At 53.7% G+C, this 20,705-nt stretch carries 18 protein-coding genes; 8 read left to right on the top strand and 10 right to left on the bottom strand.

Annotation, left to right across the window (positions count from 1 at the left end):
• From LAT75_RS03540 to LAT75_RS03525, 4 genes are all read right to left on the bottom strand, one after another.
• Window positions 1-2,039: glycoside hydrolase family 65 protein (locus LAT75_RS03540; RefSeq protein ID WP_363320506.1), on the bottom strand; the 2,039-nt coding region annotated here is incomplete at its 3' end.
• A 237-nt stretch (window positions 2,040-2,276) separates the two neighbouring features.
• A complete protein-coding gene (locus LAT75_RS03535; RefSeq protein WP_291481243.1) occupies window positions 2,277-3,272 on the bottom strand; it encodes a sulfite exporter TauE/SafE family protein in 996 nt (331 codons plus the stop codon).
• A gap of 233 nt (window positions 3,273-3,505) precedes the next feature.
• Window positions 3,506-5,017: an Asp-tRNA(Asn)/Glu-tRNA(Gln) amidotransferase subunit GatA gene (gatA, locus tag LAT75_RS03530; protein ID WP_291481242.1), complete on the bottom strand. Its 1,512-nt coding sequence runs from the start codon at window positions 5,015-5,017 to the stop codon at window positions 3,506-3,508.
• 69 nt (window positions 5,018-5,086) lie between these two features.
• Window positions 5,087-5,317, bottom strand: a complete 231-nt coding sequence (locus LAT75_RS03525) for a twin-arginine translocase TatA/TatE family subunit (protein WP_291481241.1) — start codon at window positions 5,315-5,317, stop codon at window positions 5,087-5,089.
• Window positions 5,318-5,863: 546 nt separating this feature from the next.
• Here LAT75_RS03525 and LAT75_RS03520 point away from each other — a divergent pair.
• From LAT75_RS03520 to crtI, 5 genes are all read left to right on the top strand, one after another.
• Window positions 5,864-6,109, top strand: coding sequence for a DUF2795 domain-containing protein (locus LAT75_RS03520; RefSeq protein WP_291481240.1), 246 nt, complete (start codon window positions 5,864-5,866; stop codon window positions 6,107-6,109).
• 273 nt (window positions 6,110-6,382) lie between these two features.
• On the top strand, window positions 6,383-8,677 hold the full coding sequence (locus LAT75_RS03515) for a BamA/TamA family outer membrane protein (protein WP_291481239.1): 2,295 nt from the start codon (window positions 6,383-6,385) through the stop codon (window positions 8,675-8,677).
• Between the two features lie 60 nt (window positions 8,678-8,737).
• Window positions 8,738-9,289: a cyclic nucleotide-binding domain-containing protein gene (locus LAT75_RS03510; protein WP_291481238.1), complete on the top strand. Its 552-nt coding sequence runs from the start codon at window positions 8,738-8,740 to the stop codon at window positions 9,287-9,289.
• Between the two features lie 54 nt (window positions 9,290-9,343).
• A complete protein-coding gene (gene rlmD, locus LAT75_RS03505; RefSeq protein WP_291481237.1) occupies window positions 9,344-10,759 on the top strand; it encodes a 23S rRNA (uracil(1939)-C(5))-methyltransferase RlmD in 1,416 nt (471 codons plus the stop codon).
• A 204-nt stretch (window positions 10,760-10,963) separates the two neighbouring features.
• Window positions 10,964-12,451 (top strand): phytoene desaturase family protein, encoded by a 1,488-nt coding sequence (gene crtI / locus LAT75_RS03500; protein WP_291481236.1) that lies wholly within the window; start codon window positions 10,964-10,966, stop codon window positions 12,449-12,451.
• Window positions 12,452-12,481: 30 nt separating this feature from the next.
• Here the strand turns inward: crtI and LAT75_RS03495 are convergent, their stop codons facing one another.
• Window positions 12,482-13,723, bottom strand: a complete 1,242-nt coding sequence (locus LAT75_RS03495; protein WP_291481235.1) for a mechanosensitive ion channel domain-containing protein — start codon at window positions 13,721-13,723, stop codon at window positions 12,482-12,484.
• Window positions 13,724-13,732: 9 nt separating this feature from the next.
• A complete protein-coding gene (locus LAT75_RS03490) occupies window positions 13,733-14,941 on the bottom strand; it encodes a glycosyltransferase family 4 protein (RefSeq protein WP_291481234.1) in 1,209 nt (402 codons plus the stop codon).
• Between the two features lie 306 nt (window positions 14,942-15,247).
• On the opposite strand from LAT75_RS03490, the gene LAT75_RS03485 reads away from it, so the two are divergent.
• The gene (locus LAT75_RS03485) at window positions 15,248-16,015 is read left to right on the top strand and encodes a glycosyltransferase family 2 protein (RefSeq protein ID WP_291481233.1); all 768 of its coding nucleotides are present in this window, start codon (window positions 15,248-15,250) and stop codon (window positions 16,013-16,015) included.
• Here the strand turns inward: LAT75_RS03485 and rraA are convergent.
• Window positions 15,992-16,510 (bottom strand): ribonuclease E activity regulator RraA, encoded by a 519-nt coding sequence (gene rraA / locus LAT75_RS03480; RefSeq protein ID WP_291481232.1) that lies wholly within the window; start codon window positions 16,508-16,510, stop codon window positions 15,992-15,994. The genes LAT75_RS03485 and rraA overlap by 24 nt on opposite strands.
• A gap of 91 nt (window positions 16,511-16,601) precedes the next feature.
• Window positions 16,602-16,820, bottom strand: coding sequence for a hypothetical protein (locus LAT75_RS03475; RefSeq protein ID WP_291481231.1), 219 nt, complete (start codon window positions 16,818-16,820; stop codon window positions 16,602-16,604).
• 152 nt (window positions 16,821-16,972) lie between these two features.
• Between LAT75_RS03475 and lat the strand changes: the two genes are divergently transcribed.
• Window positions 16,973-18,352 (top strand): L-lysine 6-transaminase, encoded by a 1,380-nt coding sequence (gene lat / locus LAT75_RS03470; RefSeq protein ID WP_291481230.1) that lies wholly within the window; start codon window positions 16,973-16,975, stop codon window positions 18,350-18,352.
• A 158-nt stretch (window positions 18,353-18,510) separates the two neighbouring features.
• On the opposite strand, the gene LAT75_RS03465 is transcribed toward lat, so the two are convergent.
• Entirely contained in the window at window positions 18,511-19,230 is a 720-nt protein-coding gene (locus LAT75_RS03465; RefSeq protein ID WP_291481229.1) for an SDR family oxidoreductase, read from the bottom strand.
• Between the two features lie 158 nt (window positions 19,231-19,388).
• Here LAT75_RS03465 and LAT75_RS03460 point away from each other — a divergent pair, with 158 nt between their 5' ends.
• The gene (locus LAT75_RS03460) at window positions 19,389-19,643 is read left to right on the top strand and encodes a TIGR03643 family protein (RefSeq protein WP_291481228.1); all 255 of its coding nucleotides are present in this window, start codon (window positions 19,389-19,391) and stop codon (window positions 19,641-19,643) included.
• 168 nt (window positions 19,644-19,811) lie between these two features.
• On the opposite strand, the gene LAT75_RS03455 is transcribed toward LAT75_RS03460, so the two are convergent.
• Window positions 19,812-20,426, bottom strand: coding sequence for a hypothetical protein (locus LAT75_RS03455; RefSeq protein ID WP_291481227.1), 615 nt, complete (start codon window positions 20,424-20,426; stop codon window positions 19,812-19,814).
• Window positions 20,427-20,705: the final 279 nt, after the last annotated feature.

The following is a 20,705-nucleotide window of genomic DNA, read 5'->3' as shown; positions in this document are numbered from 1 at the left end:
CGGTTGTTGCGGAAGGTTTCCCGCCCGGGGCCCACGCCTGTAATCGTGAGGCTGCGCCAGGCGCGCGGCAGAGGGGTCTCCAGCTGCTTGATGCCGGTGTCCGTAATTTCGAGACCGCCGAAACCGGAAAGCACGGTTTGCAGCATGCCGCCGGCACCGGTTGCGAAGTACGGATTGGTACCGCCGGCATCCTCGGCTATCACGCCGAAGGGCGGCAGCTCGTTGGGCCGGTACGCCCGGTGGAACAGCTCGTAGGCCCGGCGCTCATCACCGAGGCGCGCGTACAGCGTGGCAAAAACCGAGTGCGTCATGGCCGGACCCGCACCCACACGCGGGATGTAGTACTCCAGATCCTTCCGGATCTGATCGGGGTCGCGGATGATGTCGAGCGGGAAGGAGAGCAGGTTCACATCGGCCTGCTTAATCAGCTCGCCCTCGTAGGTGGCGTGCTCCCGTGTTGTGCCGTCTTCGAATTGCAGGATGGGCAGCCCGTTGGCGATTTCCATCCACTTGGGATCAGGGGTTTGGCCGAGCAGCTCCGCGGCCTGCGTCGCAAAACGCAGCGCGCTTATGGCCGCGCCGTTGGTGAAGGCGTTGTCATCCACATTTTCAGCCCACTCATCGGCTGCCATCACATTAATGATATGGTAGGCGCCGTTCTCTCCCTCATCCACGCGGCTCACCCAAAACTCGGCCACCTCGCGCAGCAGCGGGTAGCCCATCTCCCGCAGGAAATCCATATCCTGCGTTACGCGGTAATAGTTCCAGAAAGCGATGCCCACCACGGCCGTAATGTGATGCTGAAACGGGCCTGAAAGCGCCCATACCGGCGTTGCTTCCTGCCCGGTATCGTTCGATTCCCAGGGGAACATCACCCCGCGGTAGCCGTTGGCGAAGGCTTTCATTCGCGCGGCCTCTTTGCGCTCGAAACGGTAGCGGATCAGCGATTTGGCGATTTCGGGCTGCAGCATCAGCAGCGGAGGGTACATCCAGAGTTCGGTATCCCAGAACACGTGCCCGTTGTAGCCCAGCCCGGAGAGGCCCATGGGCGACAGGCTGTAGGCCGTGCCTTCGCGGGCAAAGCTGTACAGGTGGTACAGGGCTGAGCGCACATCAATCTGATCCTGCAGGTTGCCCTCAATAATAATGTCGCTTTCCCAGAGGCGCTCCCACTCGCGCTCATGGCGCATAATCAGGCGGTCGCGGCCTTCGAGCATGGCGAACAGGCTCAGGCGCTCGGCTTCGTTGTGCGGGTCGGCCACGTGCTCGGTACCGATTACGCTGCTGAGCACGGTAAAGCGGTAGGTCTCCCCCGCCCGCAGCTCTTTGGTGAAATGCACCCGGTGCATGTCGTGGTCCCAGTCTTCATGTACAAGATGCGGACGCTGCTCCTCGCTGAACAAAAAGGTGGATGCCGCAGCTACGGTGTGCCGGCCCGTCGGGCTTTGGGCAACCGACGTCATAATCGGGATGTTCACATGCGGACGGTCCACTTCCTGATAGAACTGCCGCACATCGCGCAGGTGCGCGGGCGCCTCAATGCGGCTTGCGGCACGCATGGTGATATTTTCGCGGGCCGTTACTTCCAGCTCAATCATGGAAGTAAAGGGCAGGTTCCGCAGTGCCCGAACGGTGTAGCGCACGCTCGCTTTGCGGCCCACATCGAAAGTCGTTTCGGCAAAGGCGCGGCGCATATCGAGCCGCTGCTGCATGTTGGTAACCTGCTGCGCGGTAATGAACTGATCGTCGATATTCAGCTCCATACCCGCAAAGTTGAACACCCGCAGGATGTTGGAAACCCGCCCGCGCCCGTACTGATCGTAGATGCCGTTCAGCACGGTATCGCTCACGCGAAGCGGCTCGTGCGAGGTCACCAGCCCGACCATGCCGTTGGCCACGGTGATGCCGTAGTAGTTGGAGGGATCAATTTCGGTTGCGCGGATTTCCCAGTCGCGCAGCTGATCCTGTGCCTGCAGCGTCATACTCCCTGCAAGCAGCAAAACCAGCATCAGAAGCGTTGTTAGATTGGTTTTTTTCATAAAAAATACAGTCAGATCAAATGATGAAAACCCGGCGCTGATACTGAAAAACGACTCGATCCAAAACCTGGACTGCCTGCATCTGATGCCCTGCATCGATGGTATCGCATCCCCGCCCTGAAACGTTCTGTTTTTTTGAACTGCTGCCGGTTTGAATAACTTAAGCCGGGCTAAGCCCTTAAGCTAAAAGAATATACAAATTAGCAGCCTAAGTTCGGGATTTCAGTTGTGCGGCGGCTAATGATCGGTAACGTAGCGCCGCATGCGCAGCAGCAGATAAAACAGGGCAGATGCCACCAGAGAAGAAACGACCAGAAAGAGGATGCGCTCCGGGGTCATGGCTACAACCCATAAGGTGCTGCCGAGATCGACCGCAATGAGCAGCAGCAGCAGGTACAGCAGCTGATCGCGCTTTATTTTGCTGCACACCCAGGCTCCGAAGGGGGCCCCGAAAATGACAACAGGCACACAGCTCATCCAGTACTGCCACACTTCGGGATTGATTTCCTGCTTAACGGCGCCGTACCAGAGGAAGCCGAACACCGAGAGCAGCCCCATCATCACGACGGTGGTCGGGGTCGAGATTTTCTCATTAACCCCGAACATGAGCGTGAGCAGGATGAAGGTGAGCATGTCGATGCCCACCCCGATCACCGACGACACCATGCCGCCCATGAGGCCGGTTACGGCAAAAAGGCCGATCTGCACACCGCGCCTGAGCCGGATGTGCTCGGCAGGCTTGTTGTTCACAATCCAGCGGTTGTAGATCAGGAAAAACCCGAATACCCCGGCCACCAGCGAGAAAAAGAGTTTAGGGTAGGGGTTGGGTAAAACGAGAAATGCATCACCCAAAATTAAACCAACCACCCCGCCCGCAAGCCCGAAGCCGATTACGTGCCACAGCACCGGTATTTTGCGCAGATAAATCACCAGGCCGGCCATGGTCATGCCGAACGACTGAATCATGAAGCTGAAGATTTTGGCGTCGTGCGGGGCTACCCCGAAGGCTTTGGTGAAAACGGGAAAGGCAACGGCCCCGCCGCCCTCTGCGGTTGCGCCGGCAATGAAGGAGCCGAACACCATGGTGAGGGTGAGCGGCCAGGTGTCCGCAAACATGGCCCACCAGCCAAGCCGGAACATGGCAAGTACCCAGACCAGCAGAATGACCGCAGCCATGCCCCAGTAGAGGGCAAGTTTTTGTGCGGGCAGCGGCGATGCAGGCGGTGCTGACATGCAGTACGTTTCGTTGTGGGATTGGGCGTTATTGCAGTATGAACTGAGGGATTAACCGACAATCCGTCAGCATCGTTTTAGGCCCGGTGAATCGTTTCGGGTGAACAGGGCCGGCCTCCGGCAAAAGGGGCGTTCCGGCCCGGGGTTTGGGGTGTGCCGGAAACACATCCCCCCTTTAAAAAAAGCCACCCGAAACAACTCCGGATGGCTTTGAGAATGATGCGGCTTAAACCTCAGCCGGCTGACTGCTGCGCGCGTTCGAGTTCGCGGCCGGCAGCAAAGAGCAGGTCTTCGCGGAAGTGCGGGGCCATCAGCTGCACGCCAACGGGAAGGCCGTCGGCGGGGTGCAGGCCTGCGGGCATGCTCATGGCCGGGATGCCGGCGAGGTTTGCAGAAATGGTGTAGATATCGCTGAGGTACATCTGCAGCGGGTCGTCGGTTTTTTCGCCTATGCCGAAAGCCGTTGTGGGCGAGGTGGGCGAAAGAATGACATCGCATGAGCGGAAGGCGTCGAGGAAATCCTGCTGAATGAGGCGGCGGATGCGCTGCGCCTTGCCGTAGTAGGCGTCGTAGTAGCCCGCGCTGAGCACGTAGGTGCCAAGCATGATGCGGCGTTTGACCTCCGGACCGAAGCCTTCGGTGCGGCTTTGCTTGTAGAGCCGGATGAGGGCGCTATCCACAGTGGCCGTATTTCCGCCGTTTTTCTGAAGCTGTTTATTCTCAGCGGCGAGCTCTTCGAGCATTTTGCCGCGGTCGGCACGGTGGCCGTAGCGGATGCCGTCGAAGCGCGCGAGGTTGCTCGAGGCTTCGGCAGTGGCAAGTATGTAGTAGGTGGCCACGGCGTAGGGCGTGTGCGGCAGGCTTATCGGCACCGGCACAGCGCCGGCTGCTTTGAGGGCTTCAACCTGCTGCATCACCAGATTTTTGACCTCCGGATCGAGGCCTTCGCCGAAATATTCTTCGGGCAGCCCCACGCGGATACCCGCCGGCAGTGTTTCGCTGAGGGCGGCGTAATCGGGCACCGGCTGCCGCGATGAGGTCGCATCTTTCGGGTCGTGACCGGCAAGCACGCTGAGCAGCAGCGCAGCGTCTTCGACGCTTTGCGTGAGCGGTCCGATGCAATCGAAGGAAGAGGCGTAAGCGATGAGTCCGTAGCGCGAGATGCGTCCATAGGTGGGTTTGAGGCCCACTACGCCGCAGAGGGATGCCGGCTGACGAACCGAGCCGCCGGTATCGGAGCCGAGTGCGGCATGGCACAAGCCCGCTGCAACAGCTGCGGCGCTGCCGCCCGAGGAGCCGCCCGGCACTTTAGAGCGATCGGCCGGGTTCCGGGTGATGCCAAAGGCCGAGTTCTCGGTAGATGACCCCATTGCGAACTCGTCCATATTCAGGCGGCCGATGAGAATGGCGTCTTCGGCGCGAAGGCGCTCTACAGCCGTTGAATCGTAAACACTCTCGAAATTGGCCAGCATTTTGGAGCCGGACGTGCAGATCCGGCCCTTCTCCACAATGGCTTCCTTAATACCGATAACGGCACCGGCAAGGCGCCCTGCCGTGCCTTCACGCTGCTTTTGGTCAACTTCCCGGGCCTGCTCAAGCGCCTGCGCTGCGGCAACGCTCGTAAAGGCATTCAGCCCGGGGTTTTCGCGCTCAATGAGGTCGAGCTGCCGGCTCACATGTGCTTCAGCAGAGTGATCACCCTTGCTGATGAGCCGCTGTGTGTGCCGGATATCAGTTGGCTGCAAAATAGATGAATTGGGTTTTCACCGCTGCTTAAAGGCTGAGTAGTGCTCCTGATTCAGCCGGCAGGCAGCTTAGTTACCGGTTGAAGTTTTTTCTTTCTGATCGGTGCTGCTGTTGTTGCTGCGGCTATCGCCTTCGCGTGAGCCCTGCTCGATTTCACTCTTGATTTCGTTGGATGCTTTGCGGAACTCATTAATACCCTGACCAAGGCCGCGGGCGAGTTCCGGTATTTTCTTGGCTCCGAAAAGAAGTAAAATGACCATTACAATAACGGCAATTTCAAGTCCGCCAAATGAACCCATGTGTTGTCTCCAAAAAATGTGTGATGGTGGTTTTGAAACAAAGCTTGTTTCAGTCCGGCAATATACGAACTATTGCAATCGGATAACATTTCCAATTAGGGCGCTGTCTGAAACCCTGCTGAAACCACAAGCAGAAAGGCAGGCTTATAAAAATACAGTGCTGCACAGCCCTGAAGGCTTATTTATTCATCTGAATATTTGTGCTGAAATTACTAAAAATGCTTTATATTCGACCGAAATCAAAACCTATGTAACCCGGTCTCTGATCAGCTGATGAATATGAGATCGTTCGTCCTGAAGGCTGCTATCTATCATCGGCAAAGCTTGAAGTTCGCAATCGGCAAAAGACATGGGAACAAGGTTCGTTTTCAGAACCTCAAAAAGCCAAAACCCTGCAAAAACAACACTTTATTTAAAATCATAATTTTATTAAGATTTGCTGTAATCCAATACTTTCAAACGAAAAACCCCGTTTCGGGACTTCAGTACAGCTTACTCTTTTTTTTAACCATATCCCTTTTCACAAACAGCCAATATTAAAACCCTATGATCTGGACAGTTGAATTAGCCGCGACTCTGGAAGAAGCTCCCTGGCCCGCTACCCGCGAAGAGCTTATCGAGTGGGGAGAGCGCAACGGATGTCCGCAGCAGGTTATCGACAACCTGTATGAACTCGACGAAGAAGATGACACCCCTTACGAAAGTATCGAAGAAATCTGGCCTGATTACATCATGAAAGAAGATTTTTTCCATGGTGAAGAAGACGACGGCTTCGATTACGACGACGTCTGATTTCCGGCAGCCTGCTAAAGGCGCTTTAAGCCATTAGCAGGCTGCAATTTAAGACCTTCAAAAACGGCTGTACGGAAACGTGCAGCCGTTTTTGTTTTCGGGAAACAGGCCTTTGCAAACAAAATCTTTGCTGTAGTTTCCCGTATATTTGTACGTCTTACACCTTAATGCTGATAAAATTTCACACTTTTGACTTCCGCCCGTTTCTTGCTGTCTGTATCCGATTGGGTAAATTGGGTTAATAGGGTAAACCCTTCGGGCCTTTTCCGCCTTGTGCTTTTATTTCTGCTTCTTTTTGCCCCATCTGTACACGCCAACGCAGCCAAAATTACACAGGTACAGCCGGATAACAGAAGTGAGCCCGAAGGGCTTGTAAGGTCAGTTCAGTTTAACGGCAACGATGCCATCAGTAATGGTGTGCTTCAGACCGTTGTGCGGACCCGCACCAACCGTGAGATATTCAGCATTCCGGGGGCCACACTCTGGCTTGGCCTCAACCGCATCAGCTCGCGGCTGGGAGAAGCTCCGCGCATGATTAACAGTGCAACCATCGCGCAGGATGTTGAACGGCTCCGCATCTTTTACAACAACAACGGCTACCTCGAAGCAACCATTGAATCAGAAATCCGCGAACTTCGGCGCAATCGCTGGCAGGTAATTTTCAGGATAGATGAGGGCGAGCCCTCTGTGATGCGTACCGTGAGCTTTTCCGGAATCCCGGAGTTTGAAGACGAGCGTACTCTGGAGCGGTTTTTGTCGCGCAGTCAGCTCATTCGCTTCAGCGAGCCGGTTAACGACAGTACTTTTGTTTCAAACCGGATTTACTCTGTTGATCTGATCAGCGAGGAGCGTAACCGCATTCTCAGCATGCTGCACAACAACGGATATGCCTCCGCAAACCGGGATTCCATTGTTGTTCAGGTGAGGCGGGAGCGTGAGGACCCGCTTAATCTGGATCTCGCCTTCCGGGTAAAGCCCGGCTCTGTTTTTTACTTTGGGGATGTGCGTATCAACCTGTCGGCACCACAGTCAACGGCCGGCAACTTTGTATCGGATACGCTCAGCGGGCCGCCGGTAACCTTCGAGCCCTGGCAGATGATCATCAACATTGAACCCGACACCCGCACCCGTTCGCGGCTGATGCAGCAGCGGGTACTTTTCACCCCCGGCGAGCGGTTCAACAACCAGCTGTATATGTCAACCGTGAATCAGTTTCAGACGCTGGGGATGCTCAGCCTGCGGCAGTTCAGCCTCAGTGAAGGCGGCGGGCTGCCCGATTACAGCAGCGAGTTTCTACCCGTTTATTTCGATCTGGAAACCCTGCCCCGGCATCAGCTTCGGGCTGATTTTTTTGGGATGCAGCGTATCGGGCTGGGCCTGGGCGCCGGGCTTCAGTACAGCAACAACAACATTTTCGGCTCTGCAGAGCGCTTCGAGCTTGGGCTCAACACAAGCTACGAGTTTATCGAGGGTAATCAGGAGAACCCGCGTAGTATTGAAACCTTCGTAAATTATAGCTTCCCCCGCTTTGCTTTCCCCTTTGCCGGTTTCAACAACGATACCCGCTTCCTAAACCCCCGCACCCGCTTTCAGCTCAGTTACGGGCAAATCCGGCAGATCAATTTTACCGTTGATGACAATGTGCGCTTCAGTATGCGCTTTCAGGCCAACCACGATCAGACTACAACCAGCTTTTTCGATCTGCTGGAGTTGGAATGGTTCGATGCCAACATCACCCCGGCATTCCGGGAAGTACTCGAAGAAACCACGACCGACCCGCTGTTTCTGCAGCTCATCCTGGAAGACTACCGACCTCAGATCAATTCCCTCACGCGATATACCTTTCGCAACGCGGCCACTCACCCCATCCGGCGCGACCGCGGGTTCTTTCTTGAAACAAGTGTCGAAATCGGGGGCAACCTGCCTCGGCTGCTTGAGGAAACCTTCTTTGAACGCCCTGATTCCCTGCGCGGCACCTTCCCTTCCTTCAGCGGCAGCGGGCGCGACCTCAGCTACAGTCAGTTTGTGAAGGGCTCTCTCGATTACAGGCAATATTACCCCATAGGAAACAACTCCGTTTTTGCCTGGCGCGGCTTTGTGGGGCTTGCCTATCCTTACGGCCTGAGCAGAACCATCCCCCTTAACCGGCGTTTCTTTGCCGGCGGCTCCAACGATATCCGCGGCTGGAACCCGCTCACACTCGGGCCCGGTACCAACGACCGGAACCTGAACCCCATCAACGGGGGCGATATCAAGCTGGCCGGTTATCTTGAGTACAGAAATACCTTTTCCCGAAACTTCCTCAGTACGAACTGGATTTTTGCCGCCTTCACCGATTTCGGAAACGTCTGGACCGGCCCAAGAAACGAAATTGACGAAGGCAAATTCAGCCTGAACACTTTCTGGCGCGAAATAGCCGTAGGTTCCGGAATCGGTCTGCGCCTCGACTGGGAATTCGTGGTTTTCCGCGTTGATTTTGCTTACCGGGTAACCGATCTCGGCAACGAGCCGGGCACCTCATTGCTGGACCGCCGCAATATTCACTTTGGCATCGGGCACTCCTTCTGAGCAGCTCCCTGCGAACCGCTTCACTTACTCCTAAAACCCGCTTACTCAACATCATTGGCTATGCTCAAAAAAAACGGATTCCTCAAAACCATGCGCAATCAGGCCAATATTGTGTTTAATTCGGCCTTTCTCAAAAACCTCTCCCACACGGAAACCTACGAGTTTCTGCAGCTATGCCACCGCCGTGTGTATGCCGACGGGGAAATGATTTACCACATTAAAGATCCCGGAAACGGCTTTTATATTATTGAAAGCGGCTCCGTTGAGCTTTTTGTGGAAAATGAGAAGGGAACTCAAATCGGAAGCTCTTTCCGGCTCACAAGCCCTGACACCTTCGGCAATCTGAGCCTGGCGCACGATATGCGCCGTATGAGCTCGGCGAGGGCAGCGGGTGAAACCGTTGTACTGGGCTTTTTTAATCCTGATTTCAGAGCACTTGAGAAAAGGCACCCGCAAATTGCCATTAAACTTCTGTCTGAGATTAACCGGGTGATGGCACAGCAGCTCGAATCAACCATGCTGGAGCTGGCCAATCATATAGGGGAATTTCAGTCGCTGTATTTTCAGGCTGAAACATTTTATGCCCAAAACAGCGATTCGCCAATAATCTGAGCGGATTCGAAATCATTTTCATCACACACTGAACTCACCAATTTAAGCGAACACATGGCTGTCAAAAAAGGGCACACTGCTGAACTCACCATTGAATCTGCTGCTTTTGAAGGGAAAGGATTTGGCCGGCTGGAAGACCGCGCCTGCTTTGTTAAAAATACCGCACCCGGCGACCATGTGAAGGTGCGCATCATCAAAAAACGGAAATCTTTTTTTGAAGGTCAGCTGATCGAAGTTCTCAAAGAGGGACCGGACCGGGTACAACCGGTGTGCCGGCACGCATCAGTATGCGGAGGCTGTACCTGGCAGCATGTTAGCTATGCCGAGCAGCTGCGCTTCAAACGGCAGCACGTGGAGGATCACCTGCACCGCATCGGCGGGCTCAGGGATGTGATTCCGCTACCCGTGCTTGCCGCGCCGCAACAGCTGCACTACCGCAATAAAATGGAGTACAGCTTCGGCGACCGGCGCTGGCTCACGCGGGAGGAAATCGACAGCGGCATCACCTTCACCGACAAAGATGTGGCCGCAGGCATGCACGCACCCGGCCGCTTCGACCGCATTCTGAACCTGGAAGAGTGCCATCTTCAGGTTCCCGTTTCTTTCGAAATTATGGATTTTGTGAGAAGCTACGCCCTCAAACACGACATCAGCTCCTACAACCCCGTAAAAAAACAGGGTTTTATCCGGCATGTAATGGTTCGCAACGGTCATCATACCGGCGATCTGATGGTCAACCTCGTAACCTTCGCCGACCGTGGCGATATCGTGAAGCCCCTTGCCGAAGCCCTGCTTGCACGCTTTCCGCAAATCACAACCATCGTTAACAATGTGAACGACACCCCTTCACCAAGTTCTGAGGGGCGTTTTGAGAACGTACTGTTCGGGCCCGGATACATCACCGAAAAACTTGGGGCCAACCTCTTCCGGATCGATGCCAACACTTTTTTCCAGACCAACACCCTGCAGGCCGGGCAGCTCTATGAAACCGCCCGGCAATTTGCGGACCTTCGCCCCGACGACCTGCTCTTCGACCTCTACTGCGGCGTCGGCTCCCTAACCCTGTACACCGCCGATGCGGTGAAGCAGGCCGTAGGCATCGAGCTGAGCCCCGTTTCGGTGGAAAATGCCCGGAAAAATGCCGCAGCCAATAACGTTGTAAACTGCGCCTTTGAAACCGGCGATATGAAAGATGTCTTCACCGGAAAATTCATTCAGAAATATGGCAGGCCTGATGTGATTATCACCGATCCGCCGCGGGCGGGTATGCATCCCGATGTGGTAAAAACCCTGTGCGAACTCGCCGTTGACCGCCTCATTTATGTGAGCTGCAACAGCGCAACCATGGCGCGCGACCTGGCAGAACTCAGCCGGGTGTACACTATCGACCGGGTACAACCGGTTGATATGTTCCCGCAGACGTATCATATAGAAACCGTTGCAAGACTCACACGCAGGTTTCAGGCCTGAAATGAGATCAAACAATTAGGCACAAATAGCTTATTTTTGACCTTATACCATACGCATACGCAAGCCTCAGCACATTAAGCCAGCTAAGCACAAACCTGGCGGCTTGATACCCTTACAGGCAGCAGCACAAACCCTGTATTTCAAATCTGCGTTTTATAAAGCTCAACGAAGAAAAACCTTACCATTGAGGATTCAATTTCAGCTATGAAGAAAAACATTGGCGTTATCGGTGCCGGAATCGGGGGATTAAGCACTGCGGCCCGGCTTGCAGCACAGGGGCATAAGGTGAAGCTTTGGGAGCGCACTGAAAGTGCCGGCGGCAAAATGAATCAGATTATAAAAAACGGCTACCGCTTTGATACCGGGCCGAGCCTGCTCACCATGCTTTTCGTAATAGAAAAACTGTTTAAAGACTGCGGGCGCAACGTGAATGATTACCTCAGTTTTGAGCCCATAAACCCGCTATGCCGCTATAACTGGACCGATGGCACCGTGTTCGACTGTTCGGCCAACCTTCAGCAGACCCTGGGGCAAATTGCGGCCTTTGCACCCGAAGACTGCGAAGAATACGTCAAGTTTCTGGGTTACGCCGCCGACCTGTACCAGAAAACAGCGGATACCTTCATCATGAACCCGCTGCAAACCATCAAAGACCTGAAAAATCTGAAAAAATCAGATGTCTTCAAGATTGATGCCTTCCCAACCGTAAGCACGCGTGTTGACCGCTGTTTTAAATCTGAATATCTGCGGCAGGTGTTCAAGCGGTTTGCGACCTACAACGGATCTTCACCCTATCTTGCACCGGCTACCATCAACGTAATCGCCTATGTGGAGCTTTGCCTGGGCGCGTATTATGTGAAGGGCGGCCTCTATAAAATAGCTGAAGCGCTCGAAAGGCTCTGCCTTGAGCTGGGTGTGGAAATCACCTACAATGCGGATATAACCCGCATCACTACTAAAGAAAAAACGGTGTCCGGGCTTGAACTTGCCGACGGCAGTACCCACAAAGCAGATGCTGTTTTCTCTAACTCAGACGCTACCTTCACCTATGCCAAGCTGCTCGATGCAGATGTAATAAAATCAAAGAAGCGCAGCAGGTTTACGGATATCGAACCTTCCTGTTCCGGCTTTGTGATGCTGCTCGGTGTCAGAAAAACCTTCCCGCAGCTCAAACATCACAACATTTTCTTCGGACGGGATTATGAAAAAGAGTTTGCGGAAATCTTCCAGCGGAAAGTGCTTCCTGAAGATCCGACCATCTACATTGCCAACACCTCTTACAGCGATGCCGGGCATGCCCCTGAGGGTTGTTCGAACCTGTTCATCCTTATCAACGCACCCTACCTCACCGACAAAGTAGTATGGACCGAAGAGCTTTCGCGGGATTACGGCGACCTCATCATAAAAAAACTGGAAAAATTCGGGCTGGAAAACCTGCAGGAGTTCATTGAGGTTCGGGAACACATCAGTCCGCAGGAATTTTATGACCGCTACCGCTCAAACCGGGGCAGTATTTACGGTACTTCATCGAACCATCAGTTCTCGGCCTTCATGCGGCCCAGGAACAAATCGCCTTACCTCGACGGGCTGTATCTTGTTGGCGGCTCAACGCACCCCGGGGGCGGCATACCGCTGGCGATGCTCTCGGCCGATCATGCGGTTACGATTTTCAACCGAAATCAAAAGCCCTAAACCGCAGCAGAGCTGCTTTCTAACGGCGGCTCAACCGCGGCGGCTCAGCATTTTGAAATCCTCACCCGTAGGCTGCTGATACACGCGAAGACCAAATTCGGGAAGTATCGAAAGCAGATGATCAAAAATATCGGCCTGAATTGCTTCGTATTCTGCCCAGGCAGTGGTGTTGGTAAACACATAGATCTGCAGCGGCAGGCCATGCCCGGTTGGTTCAAGTTGCCTCACAAGCATCAGCAGGTCTTTTTTTGAGCGGGGATGCCGCTTAAGATACTCGATAACATACGCGCGGAAAGTTCCCACATTTGTAAGCCAGCGCGCGTTGGTGAGCACAGAAGGATTATCGCCCAGGTGCTTTTCGTTGTAGGCCATAATTTCTTCCATCTTCCCTTCGATATAGCTGCCCAAAAGATGGGTCTTGCGCAGCTGCTGAATTTCTTTGTAGTTCAAAAAGCGAATGCTGGAAAGGTCAATGTGAAGGGAGCGCATGATGCGCCGGCCGCCGGCTTCGCTCATACCGCGCCAGTTTCTGAAGCTGTGGTCCAGAAATTTGTGTGTCGGAATTACCGTGAAGGTTTTGTCGAAGTTCTGCACCCTAACGGTATTCAGGGAGATATCAACCACATCGCCGTCGGCACCGAAATTGGGCATTTCAATCCAGTCGCCAATGCGGATCAGATCGTTGTTGGTAAGCTGAACACTTGCCACCAGCGAGAGCAGCGTATCCCGGAATACGAGCAATAAAATGGCCATAATGGCACCAATTCCGCTCAAAAAGTACCAGGGCGACTGATCCGACAGGCTGGCGATAATAAAAATGAGGGCAAATATATACACAATCAGCTTACCCAGCTGAATGTAGGATTTGATGGGCCGCTGATCTGCTTTGGGCATCATGCGGTAAATGGCATGCACCGAGCTGAGCAGGGCATCGATTACACGGGCTGCAACCAAAATCATGAGAGATGCAGTGAGGCGGGTCACAAAGCCTTCAAAGGCCTCATTGAGGCCCGGCACAAAATCGATACCAAGGTACAGAAAGATGAGGGGTACCATCATCAGCGCCCGCTGCGGCAGCTTTGCCTTGATGATTTCAGCGTACCATTCGCTGGCTGTATTTTCGTCCAGCTTGTGAAGCAGCCGGATAACCCACACCCGTATGATGATATGAACCGTTGTTGAAAGCGTAAGCAGTATGGTGAAGGCCGTAATCGTTTCACCTTCAACAGAAGTAAGCCAGCCATGAATGGCCTGGAGGATATCAGTAAGCATGTCGTTTGTTTAGAAGATGGTCTCGTCTGCCTGTTTGAGCAGTTCGAGAATCTGAAAGGCTGTAGTGTCCCAGTTTAACTTTTCGGTTACGCGCCTGCGCCCGTTCTTACCTAATGCGATGCGGGTTTCGGGTGCAGTTATCATCCGCTCAATGGCTGCTGCCAGGGCAGCGGGGTCCTGCTCAGGCACAATCAGCCCGGTATGGCCGTCTTCAACGGCATCGGGTACACCGCCGGAATTACTGCCGATTACCGCAAGCCCGCAGGCACCGGCCTCAAGATACACAATGCCAAAGCCTTCCACATCAGGCAGAATGGTTTTAGGCACCATCACAAAAAGATCGCAGGCACTGTACAGTTCGGGCAATTCATCAAACGGAACGGTTCCGGCAAACTGTACCACATCACCCAGACCGGCATCCCGGCTGTGCCGCTCCAGCTCCTCCCGGGATTCCCCCTTGCCTACCACCACATACCGCAGCTGCGGGTATTTCGGATACAACTGCTTCAGGGCATCGATTGTGGTATCTATGCCTTTTCGGGGCACAATACGGGTGGTGGTGATGAGCACAAAATCGTTATGAGAAAGCCCGTAGCGTTTTCTGGTCTGCATCCGGTTTTCTGCATCTTCTGAAGGCCTGAAGTGCGAAGGATCGGCTCCGTTCGGCATAATCTGCCGCAGCTCCGCAGGGACCCTGTACTGATCCAGAATTCCGTCGGTATAGCGGCTCACAGGCAGCCACAGATCCGGCAGCCGCAAATATTCGGCCCGCACGCGCCTGAACCAGCCCAGCAACGGCTGCGGAACGCCCGGCTCACGAAACAGCTCCCGTGCATGCGCCGCGCAAACAATACGCCCCATATACCCCAATTTCCTGGCTTTTTTAGACGCAGCGAGGGTCGTCCACTGGGTGTGAAAAATGATATCCGGATTAACCGTTTCAAGCAGCCAGGCCACATCCCGCTTCATCTTCCAGCCGAGCCAGGCACTCTGGCACTTAATACGAACCACCTCATAAGGCAGGGCATCATCCACACGCTCACACCCCTTCTGATGCGGTGTAACCACCGTGAGCTTATCAAACTGCTTCACAAAGCGAAGGCAAAGCTCTGTACTGTAGCTGTTAATGCCGCCAAACTGAGGCGGAAAATCTTGTGTAATAAATAAAAGCCGGCTTTCAGAAAGCCGCTTTCTGCCTTTGGTTTTGCCGCCGTGCATACATGCAGTTTATGGTCAACAGTTTGGATTTTCAGCTCCGGCCAAAGTTACGCATATTATCGCGGCTGTACCTTATGCTTTGTTACAAAGCCCTGTTTAATACCTTAATATCCATTCGGGCTATTTTGGGGCTGGGTTTTGTTTCCTGATTGCATGCTTTTATTCACCCGCACCAAACCGCTGCGGCTGTCCATACCGGACGGGTAAAGCCAAAGGGTGCATGCAGTGCGGCACTTGCAGCCACACCTCAGCAAGCAATCACAGATTCACCCGTAAACCGCCTCACAAAAACACCCCAAACCATACATGTCTCACCTTCCGCTTGTAAGCTGTCTTATGGTAACAGCCAACCGCAAAGCGCTGGCTGCACGGTCGGTGCGCTGTTTTGAGCAGCAAACCTACCCCAACAGGGAGCTCGTTGTAATCGACGACGGTGAGGAAGACTACTCGGGGCTTTTCACCAACCTGCCGCCCTCCCAAATTCGCTACATCCGGGATGTGCCCAAAGCCCAGGTACTCGGGCGGCTGCGGAACACAGCCCTCAACGCCGCCCGCGGCGAATACCTCACCCAGTGGGACGACGACGACTGGTACCACCCCGACCGCATCCGAATACAAGCCGGGTACCTTCAGCAGGGCTACGATGCCTGCTGCCTCGGCCAAACCCTGATGCACCTCAGCGACCCGCAGTACCGAAACCTGCCCTACCTCGGCAGCCTGCCCCACGGCGTACCCGGCAGCATCATGCACCGGCGCGATTCCGCTATCCGCTACCCCGAATTCGAAAAAGCAGAAGACACCGTGTATCTCGATTCGTGGATGGAGCGGCGCTACGCCAAACTACCCGACGAATTTTCCTGCCTGTTCATCCGCTGCTTCCACGGCAGCAACACCTGGGAGCGCGAGCACTTCCTGCGGCGCGTACGCAACAGCTTCCCAAAAGCCGTTCGCTACTACTGGTACGCCTGGATTATCCGCGACCTCTCCAAACACCCGGCCTTCCGGCTCACTTCCGGCTGCCGGGATGCCTTCGTACAATACCGCACCCTCTCAGAAGAACTTGGCCTCTTCTGAGCCGTACTCATGCAGCGGCTTATCAGTCAGCAAAATGCCGTCTTCATCCGCATACAAAAACGCTCCCGGCCTGAAAGCAACGCCTGCAAAATCCAGCCTCTGCTGCCGGCTGCCCTCACCCCTCTTCACACTTTTAAACGGATGCGTACCCAAAGCACGCACCCCCACCTTCATGGCATTAATATCAGCCGAGTCGCGGATGCACCCGTAAATCACCACGCCCTCCCAGCCGTTTTCGAGTGCAAGTGCCGCAAGCTGATCGCCCATCAGCGCCACCCTTCGGGAGCCACCGCCATCAACCACAAGCACCTTCCCGCTACCCGGCTGTTCAAGCTCGCGCTTCACCAGCACATTATCCTCAAAAACCTTCACAGTAACCACTTCCCCGCAAAAGCGTGTTTTCAGCCCGAAACTCCGGAATACATCATCAGCAACCTGAACACCTTCCCGGTGCACATCACTGAGGTCAGCGGTCTTAAAATCAACAAAACGCATAGCAGCTAAATTAAAAGTTAAAAAAAAGAATCATGCCAGGGCGCACATCACCCTGCACCACAAAAATAGCAAAGCCACAGCTGCCCTGAAATTATTCATCGCTGTCCCGGCACTTTTTGGGGGTATCGGGGGATGTGCTCACGGGCAGCTCAAAAGGCAGTACACCTGCCGCAGCGCCGTAGCTGCACAGCGCTTCGTTGGGGGCTGCTGTGCTCCGCATGAAGCTACCGGCGGAAGAATATCCGCCTCCGAAGCCTAAACATACAGCCTTGTTTCGGAAACGGGAAGCCGCTGCACGTCGTCGGTGCACCCTTCTTTTTTAAGATTGGCCGGCTGAATCAGGCTTTAAACAGTTTAAACCCAACTTGTGCTGTTTGTCAAAAAACGGCTATTCTGGCTATATTTCGGCATATTTAATGCCTGTGAGCATATCTCAAAAACACTTTAATAATCCTACTGCGCATGACTGTTAAGCAATCTATTGATGCCGCTCAGGTTCACGACGTTTTAGGCCGCCGCATACTGGCTGACGGCTTTGACATGGTTCTTGATCTCGAAAACAGCAAAGGTCCATATCTGTACTGCTCAAAATATGAGCGCAACTACCTGGATTTTTTCACCTTTTTTGCATCCAACCCGCTCGGGATGAATCACCCGATGATGAGTGATCCCGACTTTCTGAACAAAATCACCCGTGTTGCGGTCAACAACCCGTCGAACTCTGATGTGTACACCCGCGAAATGGCTGAGTTTGTAGATACCTTCGATCGTGTGGGTATTCCTTCATACCTTCCGCATGCGTTTTTCGTTGCCGGCGGCGCTCTCGCTGTAGAGAACGCCCTGAAAGTTGCCTTCGACTGGAAGGTTCAGAAAAACCATCAGAAAGGCTACCGCCACGAAAAAGGGCACAAAGTACTGCACTTCGAACAGGCTTTTCACGGGCGTACCGGCTACACCATGTCGCTGACAAACACCGAGCCTAACAAAGTTGCGCGCTTCCCGAAATTCGACTGGCCACGCATCCACAATCCGAAAATGATTTTCCCGATCACTGAGGAAAACACCATGAAAGTGGCAGAAGCTGAAAAGATGGCTCTTGCACAAGCCGAGCGCTGGTTCGAAATTCACAAAGATGACATCGCGGCTATCATTCTGGAGCCGATTCAGGGAGAAGGCGGCGACAATCAGTTCCGCCCGGAATTCCATCAGGCGCTGCGCGACCTGGCTGACCGCCACGAAGCCCTGCTAATCTACGACGAAGTGCAGACCGGCGTTGGCCTCACCGGCAAATTCTGGTGCCACGAACACTACGTGAAGCCCGATATCATCGCCTTTGGCAAGAAAGCACAGGTTTGCGGCATTCTCGCCGGCGAGCGGGTTGATGAAGTGAAGACCAATGTGTTCAAAGTATCTTCCCGCATCAACTCCACCTGGGGCGGAAACCTGGTCGATATGGTGCGTTTCCAACGCTACCTCGAAGTTATTGAAGCCGAAAACCTGGTAGATAACGCAGCCAAAGTTGGCGCCTATCTGCTCGAAAAACTGCACGCATTCACCGCCGAGCACACCTATGTAACCAACGCCCGCGGTAAAGGTCTCATGTGTGCCTTCGACTTCCCCGATCATCACTCCCGCGCGGCCTTCACCAGTGAATGCCACAAAAACGGCCTGCTGATCCTGCAATGCGGCACACACTCCGTACGCTTCCGCCCGCCGCTCACGGTCACAACCGCCCACATTGATGAGGGCATGGAAATCATCACCCGCTCATACAAAGAAGCCGTATCACGCTGCCCGGTCGTTCATATGCGCAACGTGAAAGCCGGTAACGGCAAAGCCTGATTTTCTCATGAGCGGAGGGTTATCACTCCTCGTTGTACCGGGAAATACCCGAACAAAAAAAACCGGTCATTCGACCGGTTTTTTTGTTTTAAGAGGTGTAGCTTTTTTTTCGACGCTTTGCGCGTGCTCTCTTGAATAATTTCTGTAACGGAACACCATCACACCATCTGATGACTATCCGGCTGAATCACAATTTCGTTGAGTACTGAACTGCCCGGCTGCGAGCAGGCGTAATAAACTGCCTTGGCTACTTCACCGGCGGAAAGCATTTTATCGCGCTGTACGCGCATATCGATGAGGTCGCTATCCCAGAAACCGGTATCGATCCCGCCCAGATACATCAGGGTAAATCTTACGTTAGAACGGCGGTGTTCATCAACCAGAGCTTTGGTCATACCGGTTACGGCAAACTTGCTGGCCGAGTACACAGAGGAGCCCTTCATCACCGCTTTACCCAGAATACCGGGGAACATCACTACCTTACCACTTTTGGCCGTTGCCATGTGCCTGAGCACCGACTGAGTTACAAGGAAGGTGCCGTACACATTCACATCGAATACTTCTTTGGCCTTGCGCGGATCAACATCAAGCAGCAGCTGTATGATGCCCATGCCGAAGGCATTGATGAGAATATCAATTTTGCCAAATTCTTTGATTACGTCATCAGTCATCTTAAAAACGGAGGTTGAATCGGTTACATCCACGTCGGTTACGTAGGCATCTCCCCCGCCGTTATTGATTTCAAGGGCAACTTCTTCAGCTTTGGTTCGGTTGCGTGCCGCAAGAATAATCTTTGCTCCGGCCTTGGCAAACAGTTTAGCAGTTGAAGCGCCAACACCGCCGGATCCGCCCACAATCAATACTATCAGGTCTTTCATAAAAAGGATTTATTTGTGATGTTTAGTTCTGCCGGCATAACAGAAGCGACCTCTCAAATGTTCCGACCAAACACAGATTGACAGGTTGCAGACCTGCTTTAAGAGCTGCAAATCAGCTTCCTGTGAACGGGCAGAGTCATTCCGCCGGTTACACGATCATGAAAAACACAATTGAATTTACCGAAGGCGACATTTCCCGCATCATTGAAATGGCCTGGGAAGACCGCACCCCGTTTGAAGCCATTGAGTTTCAGTTCGGGCTCAAAGAAAATGAAGTCCGGGCCCTCATGCGCAGCCACATGAAGCCGTCGAGTTTCAAAATGTGGCGAAAGCGGGTAGGCGGCCGCAGCACCAAACACCGTAAACTAAGGCCTGAAAGCGTAAACCGGTTTAAAGCACCAGGCCAAAAGTAGGCCGAACACAACATCTCCTCAGGTCTTTTTTGGCCCTGCCGCGTTATTCGAAACTATCTACAACAAAGCCGCCCGACCCGCAACAGTGTGCTGGCCGGGCGGCTTTGTTTTATATTCGGGTGATGTTTTTCCGGCCGTGATTCAGATTTTTGGCCTGATCAACCATTTTCACTCATGTCCCCAGGGTGCTGGCGGGGCGTCAACAGCTTGAGTGAGGTCGAAATCAACTCTCCATGACCATTCACCGCCTCGGTGTGTGCCGTACACATAGCGCACACCCGGCTCAATTATGATGCGCCACCCGCGGTAAATACCGGTTTCTTCGGTACGCTCATGAGAGATAAACTCCATCTGATTCGGATCGGCAGCACCGTGTGTTGGACCGCCGTACATGGTAAATGAATCATCGCTGCCGTCGGGCTTGCGGTGATCGTGCCGCAGGTCGATGCCTTCTTCCGTGCGGGTGAATATCCAGGTGCGGGAGCGGTCCCATTCGCCGTCGAGCTTCTCAATATGAAACGGTACGCGAATTACATCTTCCTCGCACTCCCTGAAATGCACCAGAAGCAGCTCGCGGCCGTCCAGCATGGTATCACCTTCGGGTTCAAGGGTAAGACTGCCGGCATAGGCGTTTCCGCACTCAGCCCGCAGGTTATCCATAAACAAATCGTAGGCTGAAACAACTTCGGCTTCGGCCGGCTCTGATTCAGAACCGCAGGCAGTTAGCAGAGCTGTTGCAAGCAGAGCAGCAGCGATAAGGCTGGAAAAAGATAGTTTGAACATTTTTATATAAATTGGTGAAATGATTTGGGTTAGTATCCGCAAGTGTTACTTATCTAAGAAGTTTATAATAAGGGAATCAAAACCAAAATTCAGAGGATTTTCCCAATCAAAAAAACGGCCTGACTTACTTGCGTAAATCAGGCCGTGTGTTTCAATTTGGTAGTAAACAGCTGCCGGTTTTACTGTTTATCCTCTTTCGCAGACCCTTCGGCATCTGCGGCGGCTCGCTCACTGTTTCCTTTTCCATTTGCTAACTGAGCATCAGAAGCTGAGTCAGCT

Origin of the sequence: Cyclonatronum sp. (assembly GCF_022565315.1) — a bacterium.
Taxonomy (GTDB): Bacteria; Bacteroidota; Rhodothermia; order Balneolales; family Cyclonatronaceae; genus Cyclonatronum.
The sequence above is the reverse complement of the archived record's forward strand: the minus strand, read 5'-3'. Positions and strand labels throughout refer to the sequence as shown.

Excerpts from the sequence above, each read along its gene's own strand:
- lat (WP_291481230.1), top strand. The coding sequence starts at position 16,973 with ATGACTGTTAAGCAATCTATTGATGCCGCTCAGGTTCACGACGTTTTA.
- LAT75_RS03465 (WP_291481229.1), bottom strand. The coding sequence starts at position 19,230 with ATGAAAGACCTGATAGTATTGATTGTGGGCGGATCCGGCGGTGTTGGC.
- rlmD (WP_291481237.1), top strand. The coding sequence starts at position 9,344 with ATGGCTGTCAAAAAAGGGCACACTGCTGAACTCACCATTGAATCTGCT.
- crtI (WP_291481236.1), top strand. The coding sequence starts at position 10,964 with ATGAAGAAAAACATTGGCGTTATCGGTGCCGGAATCGGGGGATTAAGC.
- rraA (WP_291481232.1), bottom strand. The coding sequence starts at position 16,510 with ATGCGTTTTGTTGATTTTAAGACCGCTGACCTCAGTGATGTGCACCGG.
- LAT75_RS03510 (WP_291481238.1), top strand. The coding sequence starts at position 8,738 with ATGCTCAAAAAAAACGGATTCCTCAAAACCATGCGCAATCAGGCCAAT.
- LAT75_RS03460 (WP_291481228.1), top strand. The coding sequence starts at position 19,389 with ATGAAAAACACAATTGAATTTACCGAAGGCGACATTTCCCGCATCATT.
- LAT75_RS03525 (WP_291481241.1), bottom strand. The coding sequence starts at position 5,317 with ATGGGTTCATTTGGCGGACTTGAAATTGCCGTTATTGTAATGGTCATT.
- LAT75_RS03520 (WP_291481240.1), top strand. The coding sequence starts at position 5,864 with ATGATCTGGACAGTTGAATTAGCCGCGACTCTGGAAGAAGCTCCCTGG.
- LAT75_RS03490 (WP_291481234.1), bottom strand. The coding sequence starts at position 14,941 with ATGCACGGCGGCAAAACCAAAGGCAGAAAGCGGCTTTCTGAAAGCCGG.
- LAT75_RS03485 (WP_291481233.1), top strand. The coding sequence starts at position 15,248 with ATGTCTCACCTTCCGCTTGTAAGCTGTCTTATGGTAACAGCCAACCGC.
- LAT75_RS03495 (WP_291481235.1), bottom strand. The coding sequence starts at position 13,723 with ATGCTTACTGATATCCTCCAGGCCATTCATGGCTGGCTTACTTCTGTT.
- LAT75_RS03455 (WP_291481227.1), bottom strand. The coding sequence starts at position 20,426 with ATGTTCAAACTATCTTTTTCCAGCCTTATCGCTGCTGCTCTGCTTGCA.
- LAT75_RS03535 (WP_291481243.1), bottom strand. The coding sequence starts at position 3,272 with ATGTCAGCACCGCCTGCATCGCCGCTGCCCGCACAAAAACTTGCCCTC.